The organism is Arthrobacter sp. KBS0702 (assembly GCF_005937985.2).
In the GTDB taxonomy this organism is placed as follows: Bacteria; Actinomycetota; Actinomycetes; order Actinomycetales; family Micrococcaceae; genus Arthrobacter.
Map to the genome: position 1 here is coordinate 989,814 of NZ_CP042172.1, position 20,435 is coordinate 1,010,248.

General features: G+C 70.6%; 17 protein-coding genes. 11 read left to right on the plus strand and 6 right to left on the minus strand.

The window, feature by feature from the left end; genetic code table 11:
• From FFF93_RS04580 to FFF93_RS04590, 3 genes are all read right to left on the minus strand, one after another.
• Complete coding sequence (locus FFF93_RS04580; RefSeq protein ID WP_138769969.1) at window positions 1-1,641, minus strand: LCP family protein; 1,641 nt, start codon at window positions 1,639-1,641, stop codon at window positions 1-3.
• 11 nt (window positions 1,642-1,652) lie between these two features.
• Window positions 1,653-2,177, minus strand: coding sequence for a 5-(carboxyamino)imidazole ribonucleotide mutase (gene purE / locus FFF93_RS04585; protein WP_138770541.1), 525 nt, complete (start codon window positions 2,175-2,177; stop codon window positions 1,653-1,655).
• Window positions 2,178-2,251: 74 nt separating this feature from the next.
• Window positions 2,252-3,400 carry a 5-(carboxyamino)imidazole ribonucleotide synthase gene (locus FFF93_RS04590; RefSeq protein ID WP_261375392.1) on the minus strand — a complete coding sequence of 383 codons (1,149 nt, stop codon included), beginning with the start codon at window positions 3,398-3,400 and terminating at the stop codon, window positions 2,252-2,254.
• Window positions 3,401-3,644: 244 nt separating this feature from the next.
• Between FFF93_RS04590 and FFF93_RS04595 the strand changes: the two genes are divergently transcribed.
• Window positions 3,645-4,217 (plus strand): GtrA family protein, encoded by a 573-nt coding sequence (locus tag FFF93_RS04595; protein WP_138769967.1) that lies wholly within the window; start codon window positions 3,645-3,647, stop codon window positions 4,215-4,217.
• 9 nt (window positions 4,218-4,226) lie between these two features.
• Here FFF93_RS04595 and FFF93_RS04600 read toward each other — a convergent pair whose 3' ends face one another.
• On the minus strand, window positions 4,227-4,940 hold the full coding sequence (locus tag FFF93_RS04600; RefSeq protein WP_138769966.1) for a TIGR03089 family protein: 714 nt from the start codon (window positions 4,938-4,940) through the stop codon (window positions 4,227-4,229).
• A 383-nt stretch (window positions 4,941-5,323) separates the two neighbouring features.
• On the opposite strand from FFF93_RS04600, the gene FFF93_RS04605 reads away from it, so the two are divergent.
• From FFF93_RS04605 to FFF93_RS04615, 3 genes are read left to right on the plus strand one after another with little or no spacing between them, the layout of a single operon-like run.
• Window positions 5,324-5,866, plus strand: coding sequence for a WhiB family transcriptional regulator (locus FFF93_RS04605; protein ID WP_138769965.1), 543 nt, complete (start codon window positions 5,324-5,326; stop codon window positions 5,864-5,866).
• 29 nt (window positions 5,867-5,895) lie between these two features.
• The gene (locus tag FFF93_RS04610; protein ID WP_138769964.1) at window positions 5,896-9,333 is read left to right on the plus strand and encodes a glycosyltransferase family 2 protein; all 3,438 of its coding nucleotides are present in this window, start codon (window positions 5,896-5,898) and stop codon (window positions 9,331-9,333) included.
• Complete coding sequence (locus FFF93_RS04615) at window positions 9,326-11,056, plus strand: DUF5719 family protein (protein WP_222424645.1); 1,731 nt, start codon at window positions 9,326-9,328, stop codon at window positions 11,054-11,056. The genes FFF93_RS04610 and FFF93_RS04615 overlap by 8 nt, the downstream gene beginning before the upstream one ends.
• A gap of 45 nt (window positions 11,057-11,101) precedes the next feature.
• On the opposite strand, the gene FFF93_RS04620 is transcribed toward FFF93_RS04615, so the two are convergent.
• On the minus strand, window positions 11,102-11,602 hold the full coding sequence (locus FFF93_RS04620) for a metallopeptidase family protein (protein WP_138769963.1): 501 nt from the start codon (window positions 11,600-11,602) through the stop codon (window positions 11,102-11,104).
• 228 nt (window positions 11,603-11,830) lie between these two features.
• Between FFF93_RS04620 and FFF93_RS04625 the strand changes: the two genes are divergently transcribed.
• The 5 genes from FFF93_RS04625 (at window position 11,831) to FFF93_RS04645 (ending at window position 16,900) form a co-directional block, all read left to right on the plus strand.
• Complete coding sequence (locus FFF93_RS04625) at window positions 11,831-12,223, plus strand: DUF3499 domain-containing protein (RefSeq protein WP_138769962.1); 393 nt, start codon at window positions 11,831-11,833, stop codon at window positions 12,221-12,223.
• 97 nt (window positions 12,224-12,320) lie between these two features.
• On the plus strand, window positions 12,321-12,584 hold the full coding sequence (locus FFF93_RS04630) for a Trm112 family protein (RefSeq protein ID WP_138769961.1): 264 nt from the start codon (window positions 12,321-12,323) through the stop codon (window positions 12,582-12,584).
• A 121-nt stretch (window positions 12,585-12,705) separates the two neighbouring features.
• Window positions 12,706-14,193 carry an adenosylhomocysteinase gene (gene ahcY / locus FFF93_RS04635; protein ID WP_138769960.1) on the plus strand — a complete coding sequence of 496 codons (1,488 nt, stop codon included), beginning with the start codon at window positions 12,706-12,708 and terminating at the stop codon, window positions 14,191-14,193.
• Between the two features lie 146 nt (window positions 14,194-14,339).
• Window positions 14,340-15,563: an Ig-like domain-containing protein gene (locus FFF93_RS04640; protein WP_138770540.1), complete on the plus strand. Its 1,224-nt coding sequence runs from the start codon at window positions 14,340-14,342 to the stop codon at window positions 15,561-15,563.
• A 50-nt stretch (window positions 15,564-15,613) separates the two neighbouring features.
• A complete protein-coding gene (locus FFF93_RS04645; RefSeq protein WP_138769959.1) occupies window positions 15,614-16,900 on the plus strand; it encodes an Ig-like domain-containing protein in 1,287 nt (428 codons plus the stop codon).
• Between the two features lie 24 nt (window positions 16,901-16,924).
• On the opposite strand, the gene FFF93_RS04650 is transcribed toward FFF93_RS04645, so the two are convergent.
• Window positions 16,925-17,731: an RDD family protein gene (locus FFF93_RS04650; RefSeq protein WP_138769958.1), complete on the minus strand. Its 807-nt coding sequence runs from the start codon at window positions 17,729-17,731 to the stop codon at window positions 16,925-16,927.
• A gap of 169 nt (window positions 17,732-17,900) precedes the next feature.
• Here FFF93_RS04650 and FFF93_RS04655 point away from each other — a divergent pair, with 169 nt between their 5' ends.
• Together FFF93_RS04655 and FFF93_RS04660 are read left to right on the plus strand one after the other, a co-directional pair.
• Entirely contained in the window at window positions 17,901-18,893 is a 993-nt protein-coding gene (locus tag FFF93_RS04655; RefSeq protein ID WP_186372230.1) for a stage II sporulation protein M, read from the plus strand.
• Between the two features lie 125 nt (window positions 18,894-19,018).
• Window positions 19,019-20,374, plus strand: a complete 1,356-nt coding sequence (locus FFF93_RS04660; protein ID WP_138769957.1) for a TIGR01906 family membrane protein — start codon at window positions 19,019-19,021, stop codon at window positions 20,372-20,374.
• Window positions 20,375-20,435: the final 61 nt, after the last annotated feature.

Sequence of the window (20,435 nt, forward strand, 5' to 3'; positions counted from 1 at the left end):
CTAGAGCGGGGCGCACTGGCCGTTGGTGGCTACCAGGTTGCGGATGGACTGCTCATCGCCGTTGCGTTTGAAGCCGTTGAGCATTTCCTCGGTGATCGGCTCGCCTTGGGGCGTCGTCGTCACCGGGGTGAAGTCAGACGACGACGGCGACGGCGCGGGCTTGGTGCCCGGCTGCGCCAATGGCACCGCGCCGGCGGAGATCGGCCCGGGAGCCGCGGCCGGCTGGCGGAGCGAATCGTCGGCCGCCCCCGCCGCGGGTGCCGGCCCCAGGAGCTTGTCCACGGCCTGGTGGATCTTGTCGAAGTCCGGCACCGTGGAGAAGGAGGCATCGAAGTCGGGCGGACCGATGGTGAGCCGGCTCACCGGCTGGCCCTTGGACTTCATCGCCAGGTCCACAAAGCTGCCGAGCTGGCTGGCCGAGATGTTGGAATCGACCACCTTCGTGCCGGCCTTGACGATGTCCTCGAACTTGGTCAGCAGGGTGGCCGGATCCAGCTGTTTGAGCATCGCCTGCTGGACGCACTGCTGCCGCGCGATGCGCGCGTAATCGTCGACGAACTCCCGCGAGCGGCCGTACCAGAGGGCGTGGTAGCCGTCCAGGGTGTTGTCCCCGGCCGGGATCCAGCCGAGCGGCATGCCGTGGATGCCCTTGGCCTCGTCGATCGTCTCGCCGCTGATCGGGACCCAGCCGCCGGCCTTGATCCGGATGCCACCCATGGCGTCGATGAGTTTGGCGAAGCCGTCCATGTCCACCAGGACGTAGGCCTGGACCTTGATTCCGAGCGTCCCGGAGACCGCCTCCAGGGTGGCCTGCGCCCCCGGGTCTTCCACTCCGGGGTAGAGGTCCTTGTACTTGTTGGTGACCTCGGTGTTGATGGCGTTGATCAGGCACTCATCGCCGCAGTCGTAGCCGTCCGGGTAGATCTTCCGCATCGGCGAGTCGTCGCTGAACCGGGCGTTCTGCAGGTTGCGCGGGATCGAGATAATGGCGGACTGGCCGGTCTTGGCGTCCACGCTGATCACCGAGAGGCTGTCCGGGCGGCGTCCGGTGCGGTCCGCCCCGGCGTCGCCGCCCATCATCAGGAAGTTGTAGCGGCCCTCGGAGGGCTCCATCGCCGGTCCGCTGGCGAAAATCGTGCCGATTGCGTCCCGGCCGACGTTCAGCAGGTAGGCGGCGTAGCCCAGGCTGCCGCTGCTGAGCAGCATGGCCAGGACCAGGGTCACGACGACGGCGGCGCGCGCCCGGGTCTCGAGCATCGCCGGGCGGATTAGGCGCAGCGTGTTGACGAACAGTACCGCCCAGCCCAGGGCCAGCGCCGTGAGCACGATGATCAGAACGAGCGAGGCGGCGGAGTCGGCGACGAGGTTGATCAGGGTGGGCCGGGACATCACGAGCAGGAGGAGCGCCACGATGACCAGGGCCCAGACCGTCAGCGTCACCCGGAGCGCGGTGCGCCCCAGCCGGCGGTTGCCCGCCACGGTCTGCGCGCTGCCGGGTACCAGCAGGGTGAGCAGGATCAGCAGGAATGCACGCTTGGCGAGGACCCGCTGGCCCGCCCCGGAGGGGTAGCGGACCGGGTCGGTGAGCGCTCCCTTTGTCGGCTGCCTCTTGTCCTGCGCAGCAGCGAAACTCTGGCTCATGTCCTGGATCCTTACCGGCCGCCCCGCGGAACGCTGTTGTCGTCGGAGAACACGTCGGCCACCTTGCTGCGCAGGTTCGCGCCCTTGGCCGTGGCGGCGTCGTTGAGCTCCTGGGCGAACTCAAGCAGCCGGGACCGCAACTGCCCCGCGAAGGCATCCGTGCCTGAGGCCAGCATCCGCACCGCCAGCAGTCCGGCGTTGCGGGCGCCTGCGATGGAGACCGTGGCGACCGGGACGCCGGCGGGCATCTGCACGATGGACAGCAGGGAGTCCATCCCGTCGAGGGTTTTCAGCGGCACGGGGACGCCGATGACCGGCAGCGGCGTCACGGAGGCGAGCATGCCGGGCAGGTGAGCGGCGCCGCCGGCGCCGGCGATGATCACGCGCAGCCCGCGTTCGTGGGCGGTCTGCCCGTAGCGGATCATTTCGGTGGGCATGCGGTGCGCCGAGACGACGTCGGCCTCGAACGGGATGCCGAATTCGGCCAGCGCCTCGGCGGCGGCCTCCATCACGGGCCAGTCGGAATCGGAGCCCATGACGAGCCCCACGATCGGGGTGGAGCCGTTGTCGGCGGCCCGGGGTCCGGAAGCTTGGGCTTCGGTGCTGGCGCTCACGCGGTCTCCTCGGTGGTTCCCTGGCCGGTGCCGGCCGGGGCCCGACCGTCCCGGATGATGTTGGCGACGGTGCCGGCCCGTTGCCGGACGGAGTCGACGTCGGCCGTTGAGGTGCCGACGAGGTTGACGTGGCCGATCTTGCGGCCCGGGCGCACGGCCTTGCCGTAGCAGTGGACCTTGGCGGCCGGTTCGCTGGCGAGGGCCGCCGGGTAGGCGGAGAACAGGTTCTGGTTCGCTCCGCCGAGGAAGTTCTTCATGACCACCACGGGCCCGAGCAGGTCGGTGGCTCCCAGCGGCAGGTTCAGGATGGCGCGCAGGTGCTGTTCGAACTGGCTCGTGACCGAGCCGTCCTGGGTCCAGTGGCCGGTGTTGTGCGGGCGCATGGCGAGTTCGTTGATCAGGAAACCGGCGCCGACGCCGGGGGTCTCGAACATCTCCACGGCCATCACGCCGGTGACACCGAGTTCGTTGGCGATGCGGACTGCGGCGTCCTCGGCGGCGGCCGCAACCTCCAGCGGGATGTCCAGGGCGGGGGCGATCACTTCGTCGCAGACGCCGTCGACCTGGATGGTGTGCACCACCGGCCACGCGCGGGATTCGCCGTCGGGGGTGCGGGCGACCATCGCGGAGAGCTCACGGCTGAACTCCACCTTGGCCTCCGCCAGCAGCGGGGACATGGCCTCAAACCAGTCCGCTGACGCCGCGGCGTCCTCGGCGGAGTCCACAATCCGTACGCCCTTGCCGTCGTAGCCGCCGCGCGGCGTCTTCAGCACCACCGGCCAGCCGGCGTCGTCGCCGAAGGCGACGAGGGCCTCCACATCGGCGACGGCGGCCCAGCGCGGGTTCGGGAGTTCCAGCCGGTCGATGGCCGCACGCATCACCAGCTTGTCCTGGGCGTTGACCAGGGCGTCGGGGCCCGGGTGGACGTTGACGCCGGCCTCGATCAGGGCGCGCAGGTGCCCGGTGGGGACATGCTCATGGTCGAAGGTCAGCACGTCCAGTCCGCGGGAGAACTCCAGCAGGTGGTCGAGGTCGGTGTAGTCGCCGACGGGAGCCTTGGGCACCGCAGCGACGGCGGAGACGTCCTCGCCCTCTGCCAGGACACGGAGTTCGAAGCCGAGTGCGGTCGCGGCCGGGGCCATCATGCGGGCTAGCTGGCCGCCGCCAACCACACCGATTACAGGAAAAGTCACATCTCCCAGCCTACCGAAAACCTGCGCGGAACCCGGCCCCCGCGCGCCCGGGCCGCCGAATCGGCCGCAATTTTCGGCGGGGACTGCCGGGGGCGGGCCCCGGATTTGCGCCGGCCGGGGGCGCGCACCCGGGAAACGGCGCTAAAATGGGCCGTTGGCCGGTTGGCTGACAGATTCAAGAGGGCCACGGAGGGTCATGATTAACACACTTGCAGATCGTGTGCGCGGGCTTGCCTCGCTCTTCTGGCGCGAAGTGGCGAAGTTCGGCGCCGTCGGCGGTGTCGCCTTCGTCATCGACAACGGCCTGACGTACTACCTGATGCACGGCGCCATGTCCGACAGCGAGGCCAAGGCCCGCTTCGTCGGTGCGACCGTCGCCACGATCTTCTCCTGGATCGCGAACCGCTTCTGGACGTTCCGCCACCGCAGGCAGGAAAACGTGCTGCGTGAGTTCGCGATGTTCGTCCTCATCAACGGCATCGGCATCGGCATCTCCACCGGCCTCACCGCCCTCGCCAAGTACAGCATGGGCATCACGGACAAGAACATGCTGTTCCTGGCCGGCGTCGTCGGCATCCTCGTCGCCACCGTCGTGCGCTTCTTCGCCTACCGCTTCCTGGTCTTCAACAAGGAACTCGACGACGAGCCGGAGTTCTCGCACGACCACGAGATCATCGAACGGCACCCGCACAGCGGGGCGCCCGTCACGGTTCCCGGGCAGCCGGCCGAGGAGCCCGACGCACCCGGCGCCAACCCCGAGCGCCGCTGAGCCGGCGGGTCAGCTCCGGCTGACGCGTTCGTCGCTGAGCAGCCGCTCCGTCACCGGCACGTCCGGGTGCACCAACACCACGGAGCCGTCCCCCTGCCACGCCGCGAGGGCCTGGGCCAGGACCGTTTCGAGCCCGTCGGCGGCCCGGACCAGCAGCCGCAGGCCCGCCTCCGAGGCCTGCCCTGCCGCAGCGAAACCGGCCAGCAATCCGCCGTGGGTGTGCACCGGGCCCGCAGCGGTCCGGACGGCCGGGCGGTCCGGCTCCGGATCCACGTGCGGCATAAAGAAGTCGCCGTGCGAGCGGACCTCTGCGGCATAGTCGACGACGCCGGAGGGCAGTTCGCCCGGCCACCGCATCGCCAGCGCCGGCAGCGCCACCGCCACAACGGTCTCGAAAGCACCCCCGGCGGCCGCCGGATCGGGTTCCGCGGTGGCGATCAGTTCGGCTTCCGCGGCGTCGAGCACCACTTCCATGCCCAGCTGCCAGGCGGCCAGCGCGAGCACTACCGACTTCCAGTGTGCCGGCAGGTCCAGCCGGAGCCGCGTCCCCGGTTCGGCGTCCAGCTCGTCCTGGAGAAGGTTGCTGGTCTTGGCCACCCAGTTGTCCAGTACCCGGCCGGAGAGTTCCACCCGTTCGGCGTCGGGCCCGTACCAGGTCAGCCGCGGGGAGGTGGACTGGCCCGAACGCAGGGCCGTCATCAGTTCGATTGCCGGGATGCTCATGCGTTCATCTTGCCACGGCCATCCCGGCGTGATCTCCGTCACGACAAGTCCGGCTGGAGGCAGGGAAGCGCCGCGACGCGGTGGAGGGCCGGCGCGCAAAATCGCCGAAAACGCAAGAGAATCCCAGTGTGGTCGCAGGAAAAGCGCAGGAAACTGCTCAGTATGCTGTCAATTCCCCGGCTGGGCGCGGACGGCGTCCGAAAAATCCCGGGCGTGGCGTGCCCCGGCAATCCGATGGAAATTGATTATTATCTCCGCTGCGGCTTGACTCCCGGATACTTACACACGTGTAATTAGGTATCGAAAGCCACTGCGCAACAGCCGGCACACAACCGAGTGTCCGAGGGTCAGTCAGGGGCTGCAAAATCAGAGAGGGAACGCCAATGGGGCTTGCAGAGCGTATCCATGAAGATGAAGTCGTCGCCGGCCAGGCGACGGCAAAATACCGTTCACGCGGAGTGCCGAGCGACTGGTATGTCGACCCGGCCGATCCGGACGCCGCGGAGCGGTACAACGAACACACCCAGGATTCCCTGCAGGACCAGGCCACGGCCTTCCTCGCAGCACACGAAGCACTCCTGGCGGGCAACCCGGAGCAGGACGATCCGCTGGACCCGCCGATGGAACTGCAGACCCTGCACTCCGGAACCACCGCCCAGCCGGTGTGGATCGGCTTGCCGTCCCGACAGGACTTCGATGACGAAGGCGAACTGGGATGGCAGACGGACGCGCTCTGCGCGCAGACCGACCCGGAGGCCTTCTTCCCGGAAAAGGGCGGCTCCACCCGCGACGCCAAGAAAGTGTGCGGTGCATGCAACGTCCGCTCGCAGTGCCTGGAGTACGCCTTGTCCAACGACGAGCGCTTCGGAATCTGGGGCGGCCTCTCCGAGCGGGAACGCCGCCGGCTTAGGAAGCGGGCAGTCTAATTCTTCAAGAAGTACGTGTCACCGCCGTTGTGGTAGCCCACAACGGCGGTGACTATCTCCCCAGGACCCTGGCGGCTTTGGCGGCGCAAACGCGGCCGGCGGACGCGGTGATCGGGGTCGACACCGGATCCCGCGACCACTCGGCGGCGCTGCTGGGCCAGGCGCTCGGCACCTCCAACGTCAGCGTTTTCGAGCAGGCCAGGACCGGCATGGGCGCCGCCGTCCAGGCCGGCCTCAAGGCCCTCGCGCCCCGGAGCGGCGGCGCCGCGGATGCGGCCGCCGAATGGATCTGGTTGCTGCATGACGACGCCGCGCCGGCCCCGGAGGCCCTCGCCGAGCTGCTGCATGCCGTGGAGCGCGCGCCCTCGGTCACCGTAGCGGGCTGCAAGCAGCTGGACTGGCACGCCGGTCGCCGCCTGATCGACGTCGGGCTCTCCACCAGCCGGTGGGCCGAACGCCTGACCCTGATCGAAGCCGACGAACTCGACCAGGGCCAGTACGACGGCCGCAGCGACACCTTCGCCGTCAACTCCGCCGGCATGCTGATCCGCCGCGACGTCTGGGAAGATCTGCGGGGCTTCGACCCGGCCCTGCCCGGCAGCGGGGACGACGTCGACTTCTGCTGGCGCAACCGGCTCGCCGGCCACCGTGTGGTGGTGGTCCCGAGCGCCAGGATGTTCCACGTCTCGCACCGGCCGCACGCCCTCGGGACCGCGACGGCGGCCCGCAAGGCCCAGGTCCACCTTCGGCTCAAGCACGCCTCGGCGTGGAAAGTCCCGTTGCACGCGGTCGGCGCCCTGCTTGGCAGCCTTTTCAAGCTTGTCCTCAGCATCGCCGTCAAGGACCCCGGGCACGGGTTCTCGCAGCTGCTGGCAACCCTCGGCGCGCTGGGCCGTCCCGCCGCCGTGCTCCGCGGCCGCCGCAACGCGGCCCGCACCCGGCGCATCCGGCGCTCCGTGATCAAGGGCCTGCAGACGCCCCGGCGCGAGGTCTGGGCGCACCGCCGCTCCCTCATCGAGGCCATCGGATCCGACGACTCCGACCCGGACGCCGGGCACGACCCGCTCGCGGACCAGCCGAGCGGGGACTCCACCGACGATTTCGCGGCCCTCAGCACCACCGGGCGCGCCTGGGTGGGCAACGGGGCGCTGCTGGCGCTGCTGGTCACCGCCGCGGCCTCGCTCATCGGCCTGCTGAACCTGTTCCGGGCCGACGCCGTCACCGGCGGGGCGCTGATACCGGTCTCAGCCCGCCTGGGCGACATCTGGAACCATGCTTCGAGCTGGTGGATTGCGCTCGGGGCCGGACTACCGGGCCACGGCGACCCCTTCGGCTACGTGCTGTGGCTGCTCGGCGTCCTCGGGGCCGGCAACGCCAGCGGCACCGTGGTGTGGCTGCTGGTCCTCGCGATGCCGCTGTCCGCCCTGGGCGCCTGGTTTGCCGCCGGGGCCGTGACCCAGCGGCGCCGGCTGCGGCTCGCGGCCGCGCTGCTCTGGGCCGGCGCGCCGGCCCTGCAGGTGGCCCTCAACCAGGGCCGCCTCGGCCCGCTGGTTGCGCACGTGATGATGCCACTGCTTGTCCTGGCCCTGTTGCGCGCCACCGGCTCGGTCCCGGGCCGCGGACGCTTTGCGGTGCCGGGCCCGGGGGAGCGGCGCTTCACGGAGAAACCTCCCGCCAAGCCCGGAATCAACGGCACCCCGTCCTGGACCGCGGCAGCCGCGGCCGGACTGGCGCTGGCCGTCGTCACCGCGGCAGCGCCGTCGCTGCTGTTGCCCGCCGTTGTCGTCGTCGCGCTTTGCGGCGTGCTGCTGGGACGCCGCGGACGCACCGTCTGGTGGTCGCTGCTGCCCAGCCTGGCCCTGTTCCTTCCCTTTGCGCTCTCCGTGCTGGACCGGCCCCGTGCCCTGCTCGCCGATCCGGGCCTGCCGCTGGGTTTCGACCCTGCTCCGCTCTGGCAGCAGGTACTGGGCCAGCCGCTGCGCTTCGACCCCGGCGCAGGCGTTGCCGGGCTGGCCCCCTTCGGGCCGGGGGCCGTGCCGTGGGCGCTCCTGCTGGCCCTGTTGCTCGGCCTGCCCGTGCTGTTGCTGGCCTTGACGGCATTGTTTCTCCCCGGCCGGCACGGCCGGCGGGCCCGGCTGGCCCGCTGCCTCTGGGCCGCCGGCACACTGATGCTGGCAGGCGGCTGGCTGGCGGGTCACGTCGCCACCGGCGCCAGCGCCGAGGTCCTGGTCACCCCGTTCACCGGTCCTGCGGTCTCCGCCGCGGCGTTCACCTTGCTCGGCGCGGCCCTGGTCGGCGCCGAAGCCCTGCTCGACGCCGCCGACGCGACGGCGGCTGCCGCGCCCGGCCGCCACGTCCTGGCCCGCAAGATCCTGGTCCGCGGCACCGCCGTCACCGCCATAGTGCTGCTGCTCGCCGGTCCGCTGGCCGGACTGGCCGCCTGGGCCGCGCACAACGTGCTGCAGACCGTTCCGGCCTCCGCCGCCACACCCACCACAGCAACCGACCCCACTGCCGCTGCGGGTGCCACCGGCAGCTCCCCGGACGCCATCCCCGGAACCGGCTCCGCCACCGACACGGCCGGAACCGGGGACCTGGGCACCCGCCGGCTGGTCCAGGCCAGCAAGGCCCGCACCCTGCCGGCGACGGCCATCGACCGCGCCGAAGGCCCGGAACAGGCCAGGACCCTGGTCATCACCGCAGGGGAAAACGGAACCTTCGCGGCCTCCCTCATGCGAGGCGCCGGCACACGGCTGGACGCCCTCTCCGCCGTCGCCTCCGCCCGCACCGTGATCGGGGCGCCAGGGGAGGAAACGGTGCGCGACGACGATGCCGTTGCCGCGTCGCTGCGCGGAGTGGTCGCCACCATCGTCGCCGGCCAGGGCGTGGACCCGCGCGGGCAGCTGGAGCAGCTCGGGGTCGGCTTCGTGGTGCTGGAAGCCGCGGACAGCGCGGCCCAGCTGACCGCCAGCCGGATGGACGCGGTCCCCGGCCTCGTCGCCGTCGGCCAGACCGATGCCGGCTGGCTGTGGCGGATCAGCCCGCTGAACCAGCCGGTGATCGGCGCCGCCGACGTCGCACACCGCGTCCGGATCGTCGACGGCGCCGGAGCGACCGTCGGTCTGCTGCCCTCCGAGGCCATCACGGCCGAGGCGGCCGTGATGGCCGGGCCGGAAGGCCGCCTGGTGGTCCTCGCCGAGCGTTCCGACCCGGGCTGGAGTGCCTGGGTCGACGGCCGGCGCCTGACCGCCACCTCCTCGGACTGGGCCCAGGCGTTCACCCTGCCGGCCCAGGGCGGCAAGCTCACCATCCGCTACGACAACCCGTGGGCGCTGTGGACCGGAATCGCCCAGGCCGTCGTGATCGGCCTGACCATCCTGCTGGCCATCCCCATGCCGGCCCGCCGGCCGAACACCGGGCTCTCCAGGGACGAAGGCTCCCTGCGTAAGGAACATCAGCATGCATGACCAGAACGAGAACGGGCGCCCAACGCCTCCGGACCGGCCCGACCCCACCCGGCCGGCTCCGGACGCCGCGGCGGAAGCCAAACGGGACAGAAGCGGACGCGGCAGCAGCACGCGCAGCGCCCCGGCCCCGGCCTTGGCCCGGGTGAAAATCCTCTGGGGTGCCGTAGGCGGCGTCCTCTCCGCCGCGCTGCTGGTTGCGGCCGGCGGCGGCCTCGTCGCGGCGGCGGCACTTTCCCCGCAGGGCCCCGGCAGCCGCCCGCTCGAGGCACCCCTGGCCGCGGTGCCCGCCGGGAGCAGCCTGGGCATCTGTCCGGGACCCGCGCGGCTGCTCGAAGGTGCGCCCGTGGGCACCGACCCACAGTTCAGCCCGGAATCAGCCACCGCCAAGAGCGCGGTTAACGCCGTCGTGCTTAGTTCCAGTGCCGGTGAACTTCCCGGAAGCCGCCTCGCTGCGCTCACCGGCAGCCCGCTGGTGGAACTGGCCAAGGCCACTGCGCCGTCCGCAGCGCCCAGCCCCGCCCCCGGCGCCCCGGCGCTCCGGGCCGGCGTGGTCCCGCAGCGCGCCGTCGACGCCGTCAGCGTCCTCAGCGCCGATGCGCAGGGAAACCGGCAGCCGTCCGCCGGCGCCGTGATGAGCTACACCGCCGCCGACGGCGACCTGCGCGGCACCGCCGCCGCGGCCTGCCAGCGTCCGGCCAACGACCTCTGGCTGGTCGGGGCGAACACCGCCATCGGCCGGACCGCGGTCCTGAACCTCAGCAACGCCTCCGGCACCCCGGCCACCGTCAGCCTGGATCTTTACGGCGCCAAGGGGCCCATCCAGGCGCCCGGAAGCCGCGGGCTGCTGGTCGCGCCGGGCACCACCCGCTCCGTCATTCTCGCCGGCCTGGCGCCCGGGCAGGAGCAGTTGAGCGTGCGCGTGCGCAGCACCGGCGGACCGGTCGCGGCCGTCATCCAGCAAAGCGTGCTCCGCGGACTGACCGCCGGCGGCGTGGACTTCATTTCGCCCGGAACGGCCCCGGCCACCCGGCAGGCGATCTCGGGCCTCGACCTCCAGGACCCGGCCGCGCTGGCCGCGCTGGCCGCCAAACCCGGCTTCGCCGACGCCAAACCCGCCCTCCAGATCACCGTCCCGGGCGCCGCGGACGCCGTGGTGGAAGTGAAACTGTTCGGCCGTGACGGCCAGAAGCCCCTGCCCGGCGGCGGGGTGGTGACCGCAAAGGCGGGCGCCGTGACCGAAGTCTCGCTCGCGGGGGTTCCGGCGGGCCACTACACACTCACGGCCAGTTCGGACGTGTCCTTTGCCGCCGCCGCCCGCGTCACCCGCGGGCTCAAGGCCGAGGACGCCGCCGACTTCGCCTGGGCGCCCTCCTCGGTGCGGCTCGGAAGCCAACACGTGGTCCCGGTGCCGGCCACAGGCGCCCGCTTCCTGATGTTCGGCGTCCCGGACGGCCGGGCCACGATCTCCTACACGCCGATCACCGCCGACGGCAAGATCCGCGCCGCGGCCACCGCCGACATCGCGGGCGGAACCACCGCGTCCGTCCGGATCCCCGCCGACGTGGAGGGCTCGCCGCTGGTGGGGTACCTGGTGTCGGCGGCAGGCGGCGCGGCCTACGGCTCCGTCCTGCTGGAACAGGACAACAAGTCCGACGTCTCGACCATCCCGGTGGCGCCCGGCGCGGCCGGACAGGAACAGGTCCCCGTCATCCTCGGGTACTAGCCCGGCCCGCGGAAGAACCTGGGCCCGCGGACGACCCGCGGCGACCTAGTAGCGGCGGCGGTACACCGGGTCCAGCGACTCCGGCGGGACGCCGAGCATCTCCGCCGTGCGTTCGACTACGACGTCGTGCACGAGGTCCTGGAGTTCCTCACGGCTGCCGCAGGCCTGCTCCACGACCCTCCGGTACAGCGTGATCACGGGGCCGTCCTCGGCCGTCGCCGGGGTGTAGCTGCCCATCGGCGCAGGCGTCCCCTCGGCCACGAGCTGCTCGAGTCCCGGCGGGATCTCCTCCACGGCGAAGCGGACACCGTCCAGCGGTTTGCCCCAGATGTCGTGCAGGCGCTGGGCGGAGTCCAGGACAAAGTCATCGAACCGGTCGGAGCGGGTCCGGTACCCGGGCAAGGTGGGGAGCATGAGTTCGCCGCGCAGGCCCCGGCCATGACGGTTCCTGCGGCGCTGACGGAAGCCCTTGCCCGTGGCGGTGCCGCCGGCGGCGGGATCAGCCAACCGGACCGTAAAGCCGGGAACGTGGTGCGATGACTGCATATCTTGACTCTAAACCCGGCGCTGGATTTCTGCGAGACGGCGCCCCCGCCGCGCCCCCCGCGCCGCCGCCGCGCCCCCGCGCCCCGCCGCGCCCCGGCCGCCGTCGTGCGCAGCAGCCATTGGCGTGCACCCTGGCCGGACCGGACTTTCGGCCGCACGCGGCGTCCGGGACCGAGGGGGCGTTTCAATGCGCGGCGCCGCGGGCCGGAGGGAGTAGTCTGTGATGTCGTGGGTGCAATTCGTCAGTGTTCAAGGTCCGCCTGCCGCAATTCGGCGGTGGCGACTTTGACGTACGTCTATGCCGATTCCACGGCCGTCCTTGGCCCGCTGGCCACCTACGCCGAACCGCACTGTTATGACCTCTGCGAACAGCATGCCGGTTCGCTGACCGTGCCTCGCGGCTGGGAAGTCCTGCGGCTCGCGATGCCCGCAACCCCGGCCGGACCCGGGCCCGATGACCTGCTGGCCCTGGCGCACGCCGTCCGGGAGGCCGCCGCGGCCAGGCCCGCGTCCACGGAGCCCGTCCAGGGACAACGGACCGCGCATCCGGCCCTGGAAGCCCCGGCCGGGGCCGAAGGCACACGCCGCGGACACCTGCGCGTCCTGCGCGAACCCTCCTGAGCCGCGAACTGGCGGTAGGCTGGGAACTGAAATTTCCGTACGCCACCGGCGCCTGCTGCGTCGCACCCAGGGAGCCTTCACCATGCCAGGTCCTACCATGTCGTTGATCAGTCCCGAGCTGTTGTCTGTCCTGCGCTGCCCCGTCACGGGTTCCGCCCTGGTACAGGAGGGCGAAGCGCTTGTCGCAACGAGCCCCGGCGCGGACGGGCAGATTCTCCGGTACGCGATCGAGGACGGCATCCCCTTGCTGCTCCCGCCGGAACTCCTCGCCGCTGCCACCGCTGCCCGCTCCGACCAGCACGACGGCGGCAACCACGACGGCGGCCGCTCCGGCGGCGCGCCCCGCCACGCCGCGGAGTAATCCCGCCCCTGCAACGGCAGGTGGCCGAGGGAAATCCCGGTGCCGGCCCATCGGCGGGCGCCCCGGCGCCGAACCACTTGCAGTCCCTTCAGCTCCATTCCGGCTACCACAAAGGATCCCCATGACCTTCGACTACAAAATTGCCGACATCTCCCTGGCCGAGGCCGGCCGGCACCAGATCCGCCTCGCGGAGCACGAAATGCCCGGCCTGATGTCCCTGCGCGAGGAATTCGGTGCGAGCCAGCCGCTCAAGGGCGCCCGGATCGCCGGTTCGCTGCACATGACCGTCCAGACGGCCGTGCTGATCGAGACGCTCACCGCCCTGGGCGCCGAGGTCCGCTGGGCCTCCTGCAACATCTTCTCCACTCAGGACGAGGCCGCCGCCGCCGTCGTGGTCGGCCGGGGCACGGTCGAGGACCCGAAGGGTGTTCCGGTGTTCGCCTGGAAGGGCGAGACGCTCGAAGAGTACTGGTGGACGGCCGAACAGATCCTGACCTGGCCCGGTGCGGACAGCAACCCGGAGCTGGGCCCGAACATGATCCTCGACGACGGCGGCGACGCCACCATGCTGGTGCACAAGGGCGCCGAGTTCGAGGCCCTGGGCGCCGTTCCCGCAACGGGCGACGACGAGTCCGAGGAAGGCCGCGTCTTCCTGTCCGTCCTGCGCGCCTCGCTCGAGAAGAACCCGCAGAAGTGGACCCGGATCGGCTCGCGCCTGCTCGGCGTGACCGAGGAGACCACCACCGGCGTCCACCGCCTCTACCAGCTCGCCGAGCAGGGCAAGCTGCTGTTCCCGGCGATCAACGTCAACGACTCCGTGACCAAGAGCAAGTTCGACAACAAGTACGGCATCCGCCACTCGCTGCCGGACGGCATCAACCGCGCCACGGACGTGCTCATGGGCGGCAAGGTCGCCGTCGTCTGCGGCTACGGCGATGTGGGCAAGGGCGCGGCGGAGGCCTTCCGCGGCCAGGGATCGCGGGTGATTGTCACCGAAATCGACCCGATCTGCGCCCTGCAGGCCGCCATGGACGGCTACCAGGTGGCGAAACTGGAGAACGTGCTGGCCGAGGGCCACATCTTCATCACCACCACCGGCAACAAGGATGTCATCATGGCCGAACACATGGCCGGGATGCGCGACAAGGCAATCGTGGGCAACATCGGCCACTTCGACAACGAGATCGACATGGCCGGGCTGGCGCGGATCCCGGGCATCAAGAAGGTCGAGATCAAGCCCCAGGTGCATGAGTGGGTCTTCGAGGCCGATCCCGCCACTGGCAAGGACAGCCGCTCCATCATCGTGCTGTCCGAGGGACGGCTGCTGAACCTCGGCAACGCCACCGGCCACCCCTCCTTCGTGATGAGCAACTCCTTCGCCAACCAGACCATCGCGCAGATCGAACTGTTCACCAAGGCGGCCCAGCCGGAGGGGGAGCGCGAGTACGAAAAGCAGGTCTACGTGCTGCCCAAGATCCTCGACGAGAAGGTGGCCCGGCTGCACTTGGACGCTCTCGGCGCTGAGCTCACCGAGCTGACCAAGGAACAGGCCGAGTACCTGGACCTTGACGCCGCAGGCCCCTACAAGCCGGAGCACTACCGCTACTAGAAGCACCGCGGCGTGCAGCCAGGGGCCCCGGACGTCACCGTCCGGGGCCCCTTTTTGTGACCGTATCGTGGCGTGGGTGGCGGCGGGGCGGGACGGAAATTCACCTATGCTTTCAAGGTAACGTCTGGAAGGACCCGAGTATCGTGATCGCCCCGAAAAGCTGGAGCGCCGGCCGGAAGGCCGCCGTGCTGGCTGCGGTGTGCGCCCTGGCAGCCGGCGGCGGCGTCTTCGCCGCGGCCGGTCCGCTGGCCCACCCGTCCTTTGCCTCCGAGTCCGCCTCGCCCGAGCGTTCCACGCAGGGCCTGGCCTTCCCGGTGGTGCCGCCGGTCCAGCTGACCGCCGCCCCCGCGGACGCGGCCACGCAGGTCAACCCCGCCGCCCCGGTGACCTTGAAGGTGGTTAACGGACGGATCGAACGGGCGTCGCTCACCAGCGCCTCCGGCGACGGCGTGGAGGGAACGCTCAGCGCTGACGGTTCCAGTTGGGCCGCCGCCGGGCCGCTGAAATTCAACACCCGCTACACCTGCACGTACTCGATCGTGGACGGCGTCGGGCGCAGCACGAGCACCACACGCAGCTTCACCACGGTCTCGACCGCCAACGAAGCCGACGCCGCGATCTACCCGCTGGATGGCATGAAGGTCGGAGTGGCGCAGCCGCTGCAGATCACCTTCAGCGAGCCGGTGCTGAACCGTGACGCCGTCGAAAAGGCGATCAAGATCACCTCCAGCTCCGGCCAGGTGGGCGACTTCCACTGGTTCAGCAACACCATGGTCCGGTACCGCCCGGAGAATTTCTGGGCCGCCAACAGCACCATCACGATGGATATGAAGCTGTTCGGCGTCGATCTCGGCAAGGGGCAGATCGGCAACTTCAACAAGAAGGTGACCGTGCACATCGGCGACAAGAAGGTCGCCGTCGCCGACGCCACTGCACACACGTTCAAAGCCTTCATCAACGACAAGCAGGTGGGCGAGTGGCCCGCTACCATGGGCGACACCAGGTTCCCGTCCGCCCGGGGCTACCTGGTCCTGATGGAGAAGTACCGGGTGGAGCACATGAGCGCGGCCTCGATCGGCCTCAAGCCCGGCGACCCGGCCTACTACGGGGAACTGGACGTCAATTTCGCCACCCGGCTGACCCCCAGCGGGGAGTTCATCCACCAGGCCACGGACTCCGCGCTGCCCTTCATCGGCCAGGCCAACCTCTCGCACGGCTGCATCGGCCTCGGCCCGGACGGCGCCCAGTGGGTCTTCGACAACATGACCGCCGGCGACGTCGTCAACGTGGTCAACACCGACGGCGACTACGCAGCGAACGACGACGGCTACGGGGACTGGAACATCCCTTGGGCGCAGTACGCGAACTGAGCCGTCAGGCTGTTACAGGATGTGCAATGGGGGAAATGGGGGAACAACCGATGGCGGAATTGAGCGCCCGGAACACCCGGGGCGGCAGTGGCACCGGACGAAACAGCGGACGAAACACCGGACGAAGGACCGGGAAGATACTGGCCGTCGCCGGGGTCTGCCTCGCAGTGGGCGCGGGCGGGATCGGCGCCGCCACCAGCCCGGTCTGGGCCGACGGCGCCCTGCCCTCGGAGTCGGCTGCGCCGATGCGCAACGTCGCGGGCTTGGCCGCCCCGGTTGTGAAGGCGGTCGAACTCGGGGTGACGCCCACCGATGGCGCCAAGGGCGTCAACCCGGCCTCCCTCCCGTCGGTCAAGGCCGTCAACGGGGTGGTCAAGGACGTGCTGCTGGTGCCCGACACCGGCGGTAACCCCGTCCCCGGGACCACGAGCCCGAACGGCTCGACCTGGACCGCAGAGGAGCCCCTGGACTTCGACACCAGGTACACGTACAGCTTCACCATTGTTGACCAGGCCGGACGCGAGACGAAGAAGGCCCAGACCTTCACCACCGTCGCCAAGGCCAACGAGGCGGATGCCGCCATCTACCCGCGGGGCGGCACCACCGTCGGCGCGGGCCAGCCCATCGAGATCGTCTTCAGCGAGCCGGTGCTGAACAAGGCGGCAATGGAAAAGGCCGTCACCGTCACGGCGTCGTCCGGCCAGGCCGTGGCGTGGCGCTGGTATTCGGACCGCCGTGTCCGGCTCCGGCCTGAAGCGTTCTGGGCCGCCAACTCCCAGGTCACCGTGGACCTGAAGCTCTTCGGAGTCGATTTCGGCAACAAAATGATCGGCAACTCCGACACCAAGGTCTCCTTCACGGTGGGTGAACGCCGCCTCGCCGTCGTCGATGACCTCACCAAGACCATGAAGGTCTACTTCGACGGACAACTCGTCAGGACCGCGCCGGTAACGCTGGGAGACGCCGACTGGCTCTCGCCCACCGGCTACGCCGTGATCATGGAGCAGGAACGCAGTTCCAAATTCAACGCCGGCAGCATCGGCCTGAAGCCCGGGGACAAGGGCTACTATCCGCCGCTGACCGTGGAGTACGCCAACCGCCTCACCAGCTCCGGGGTGTATGTCCACCAGGCCCTCGAATCGGCGTGGGGCGCGGTGGGCAAATTCAACGTCTCGCACGGCTGCGTCGGGCTGCTCCCCGCGGACGCCGCCTGGTTCTTCACCAACATGAAGACCGGTGACGTGGTGCAGACCCTCAATACCGGCGCCCCGGCCGTGGAACCGCTGGAAGGCTTCGGCGACTGGAACATCCCCTGGGCCCAGTACGCCAAACGCTGATCCGGTTCCGCTGCCCCTGCGGGGTCAGCGGCCGCGCTCGTGGGGCAGCCGGCCCAGCCGTGCGCCAAGGCGGGCGCTGCGTTCCCGGGTGAGATGCAGGCGGTCCAGTTCGCGCCGGCTCCGTTCGCCCAGCACGGCGGCCAGGTAGTCCTCCGGTCCGGTTCCGGCCGGCGGCGGGGGAGCGACGTGCGCCGCCAGCTCGGTGGCAAGCGACTCCGCCATGACCACCCTGGAAGCGGGGGACATGCGCCCAGACTGGCGGAGGAAAAGCGAGGCGCGGCGGGCCGCGGCGTCCGGGATCCGGCCGATGTCCGCGAGCGACACCCAGGGCTGCAGCTGGAACGGCACCTGGTGCAGCACAGGCGCCTCGGCCGGGACCCGGCGCCGCAGCGCGTAGGTGCCGGCCACGAGGTCGCCGAGCCGCTTGGACCTGCCGTTGAACAGCGCGACGGCGACCGCCAGGGCGCCCAGCGTGGCGTAAATTTCGAGGAACCCGATCAGCCCCCGGATCAGGGCGTGCCGGAAGCGGATGGAACCGCCGTCGTCGCGCACGATCCGCAGGCCGGTGGCGAGTTTGCCCAATGACAGCCCGCGGCTGAGGGTCTCCACCGTGACCGGCAGCACTACGAAGCAGAACACCACGGCCACGGTGATCAAGGCGCCCAGGACGGCGCGGTCCAGGTCCGGGGCTGCGGCGCCCACCACCGAGACGAGGCCCCAGAGCACGACGGCGTGCACCAGGACATCCAGCAGCAGCCCCAGCGCCCGGGCTGCAAACGACGCCGGGCGCAGTTCAAGCACGACGGCCTCGCCTGTGATGATGGAACTCAAACCCGCCCCCGCTCGTCTGCCAATCAGGCACAGTCTAACCACCATCCGGCCCCGATCCTGAGCGCGAACGGACACTTGGGGCCCTGTTTTCCGGGGCAACCGGGGCCCCAAGTGTCCGTTCGCGCCGTCGTGGGGGCGCAATCCGGGCCCCGGGGCTTAGGGTGGTGCCGTGGACATCGAGGCGTTCTCCCTGGTGAACGGGGACAAGTGGGCGCGACTACACGCCCTGGCGCACCAGCGCAGGCTCGACGGGGCCGAAGCCGACGAACTGCTCCGGCTCTATCAGGGCGCCTCCGCCGACCTCTCGCTGCTGCGCTCCGTGGCGCCCGAGAGTGGTCGGTCCGCGGCGCTGTCGGCGGCCCTTGCCCAGGCCCGCACACGGTTCACCGGTGCTCGATCGAACTTCATGGAGGACCTCGCCCAGTTCTTCGTCATCGCCCTGCCCGCCGCCCTGTACCGCATCCGCTGGTTGACGATCGCGTGCGGGCTCGCCTTTTGCCTGATCGCCGCGGCGTATGCGCTTTGGATCGGCAACTCGCCGGAGGCCCTCCGCGCCCTGGGCTCGGATGCGGCGGTCCGCCGATACGTGGACCACGACTTCGTGAACTACTACTCCGAGAACCCTGCCGCGTCCTTCGCCGGAATGGTGTGGACCAACAATGCCTGGATCGCCGCGCAGGCCGTGGCCCTGGGCATCACCGGGTTCTGGGTCCCGATGATCCTGATCGGCAATGCCCAGGGCGTCGGCGTCGCCGCCGGAGTCTTCGCCGCGACCGGCAAGATCGACGTGTTCTTCAGCTACATTCTCCCGCACGGCCTGATGGAGTTGACGGCTGTCTTCGTGGCCAGCGCGGCCGGGCTGCGGATCTTCTGGGCCATGGTGGCGCCCGGGCCGCGCCGCCGTTCGCAGGCGCTCGCGCTCGAGGGCCGCTCGCTGATCACGGTGGCCCTCGGACTCGTCCTGGTCCTGCTGGTTTCGGGTGTGGTGGAAGGCTTTGTGACGCCGAGCGATCTTCCGGTGTGGGCCAAAATTGCCGTCGGCGCCTCGGTGGTGGCGGCCTACTGGGGCTACGTGCTCAGGTACGGCGGCCGGGCGCACCGGGCCGGTGCCAGCGGCGACCTTGGCAGCGCGGACGCCGGGTACACCGAAATTGCCGCCTGAATCCGCCCGGCTCCGGGGTGGCACCTCGCCGGTGCACAGGCCCTGACGGTAGGCTCGGAGTCAGATATGTGGCGCCGCCGGACCCAAGGCCCGGTGGCGTGAGAGCCTACGGAAGCGAAGCAGCAGTGACTGAACAGAGTCCCACCCCTCCGAATCGGCAGGATCCGCCCCTGGATCCGGCCGAGGACGCCGACGAGCCCGCCTTCGAGTGGATGAAGCCGGCGGCAGCGGGCCAGCGGGCCGACAGCACCGCCGGCGCCGGCCGGGGCGCCGCGACGCCTGACGCCGGCGATGCGTCCGGAGCCCCCGCCGCCGGCGAACGCCAGGGCCGCCGCGCCGAGCGGAAGGCCGCAGCCGAAGGCACGGGCCCCGCCGGCACGGGCCCCGCCGAAGGCACAGGCTCTGCCGCGGGCACGGGCCTGGCCGCCTCCACCGAGGCAAGCGGCCGCCGGTCCACGGACGAAGGCTTCCACGAGTCGCTGCCCACTTCCGCGCTGCAGGTCCGGCCGCCCCGGGAAGAGGTGGAGCGCCGCAACGCCGAACGCGAGCACGCCGCCAACGCGAAGCCGGTGGCCCCCCGGGTCATGCAGGTCCTGCTCGCGGTCTGCTACCCGGTCATCCTGCTGGTCCTGGCCGTGCGTGCCGTGACCAGCCCCCTGTTCCTCTGGGTGGAGTACAACCGTCCGGGCTTCCCGGGCGACGGCTACGGCTTCAGCACCGACGACCGGATGACCTACGGGTCCTACGCCGTGGATTACCTGAGCAACTGGTCCGGCCCGCGCTATCTCGGCGAGCTCGTCAACCGTGCCGGGGAGAAGCTGTTCAAGGACGGCGAAGTCAGCCACATGGCCGACGTCAAGCTCGTTATCCTCTCCGCGTTCGGGGCGGGCGCCCTGCTTGCCCTGTTCGGCCTGGTCGCCATCCTCTACCTGCGCCGCCGCAGCACCGGAGGCGTCCGCCGCGGCCTGTTCGCCGGTTCCATCGCCACCCTGGTGATCATCATTGGCCTGGGCGTGCTCGCGGCGTTGGGCTGGGAGCAGTTCTTCACCGAGTTCCACCGCGTCTTCTTCGCCAACGGAACCTGGACGTTCTCGCTGCAGGACACCCTGATCCGGCTGTTCCCGGGTCAGTTCTGGGTGGACTCCGGCATTGTGATCGGCGCCCTGGTGCTGCTGGCTGCCCTGCTCACCCTGGTCCTCACCTGGCCCACCCGCAAACGCCGCGGGCTGCCGCCGCGGGCCGCCGCCCGGGAGAGCGAATCCGGCGAGGACGAGGCCGGCGCCGTGGACCCCGCTGAGCTCAAGGGCCGCCGCTTCAAGCGACGGAACGGCCGGACAGAAACCCCGGCCGGCCACGACGCGGACACCGGACGGGACACCGGCGCCGTCCGCGACACCGGTGCGGTTCACAACGCCGACGGCGGCGATGCGCCCGCCGCAGACCGCGGCGGGGCACCGGCGGCCCGCGACAGGACGTCCTAGGAGTACCGCCAGCAAAGCGGCCGGCACCCACAGGTGCCGGCCGCTTTTGCGTCCGACGGAC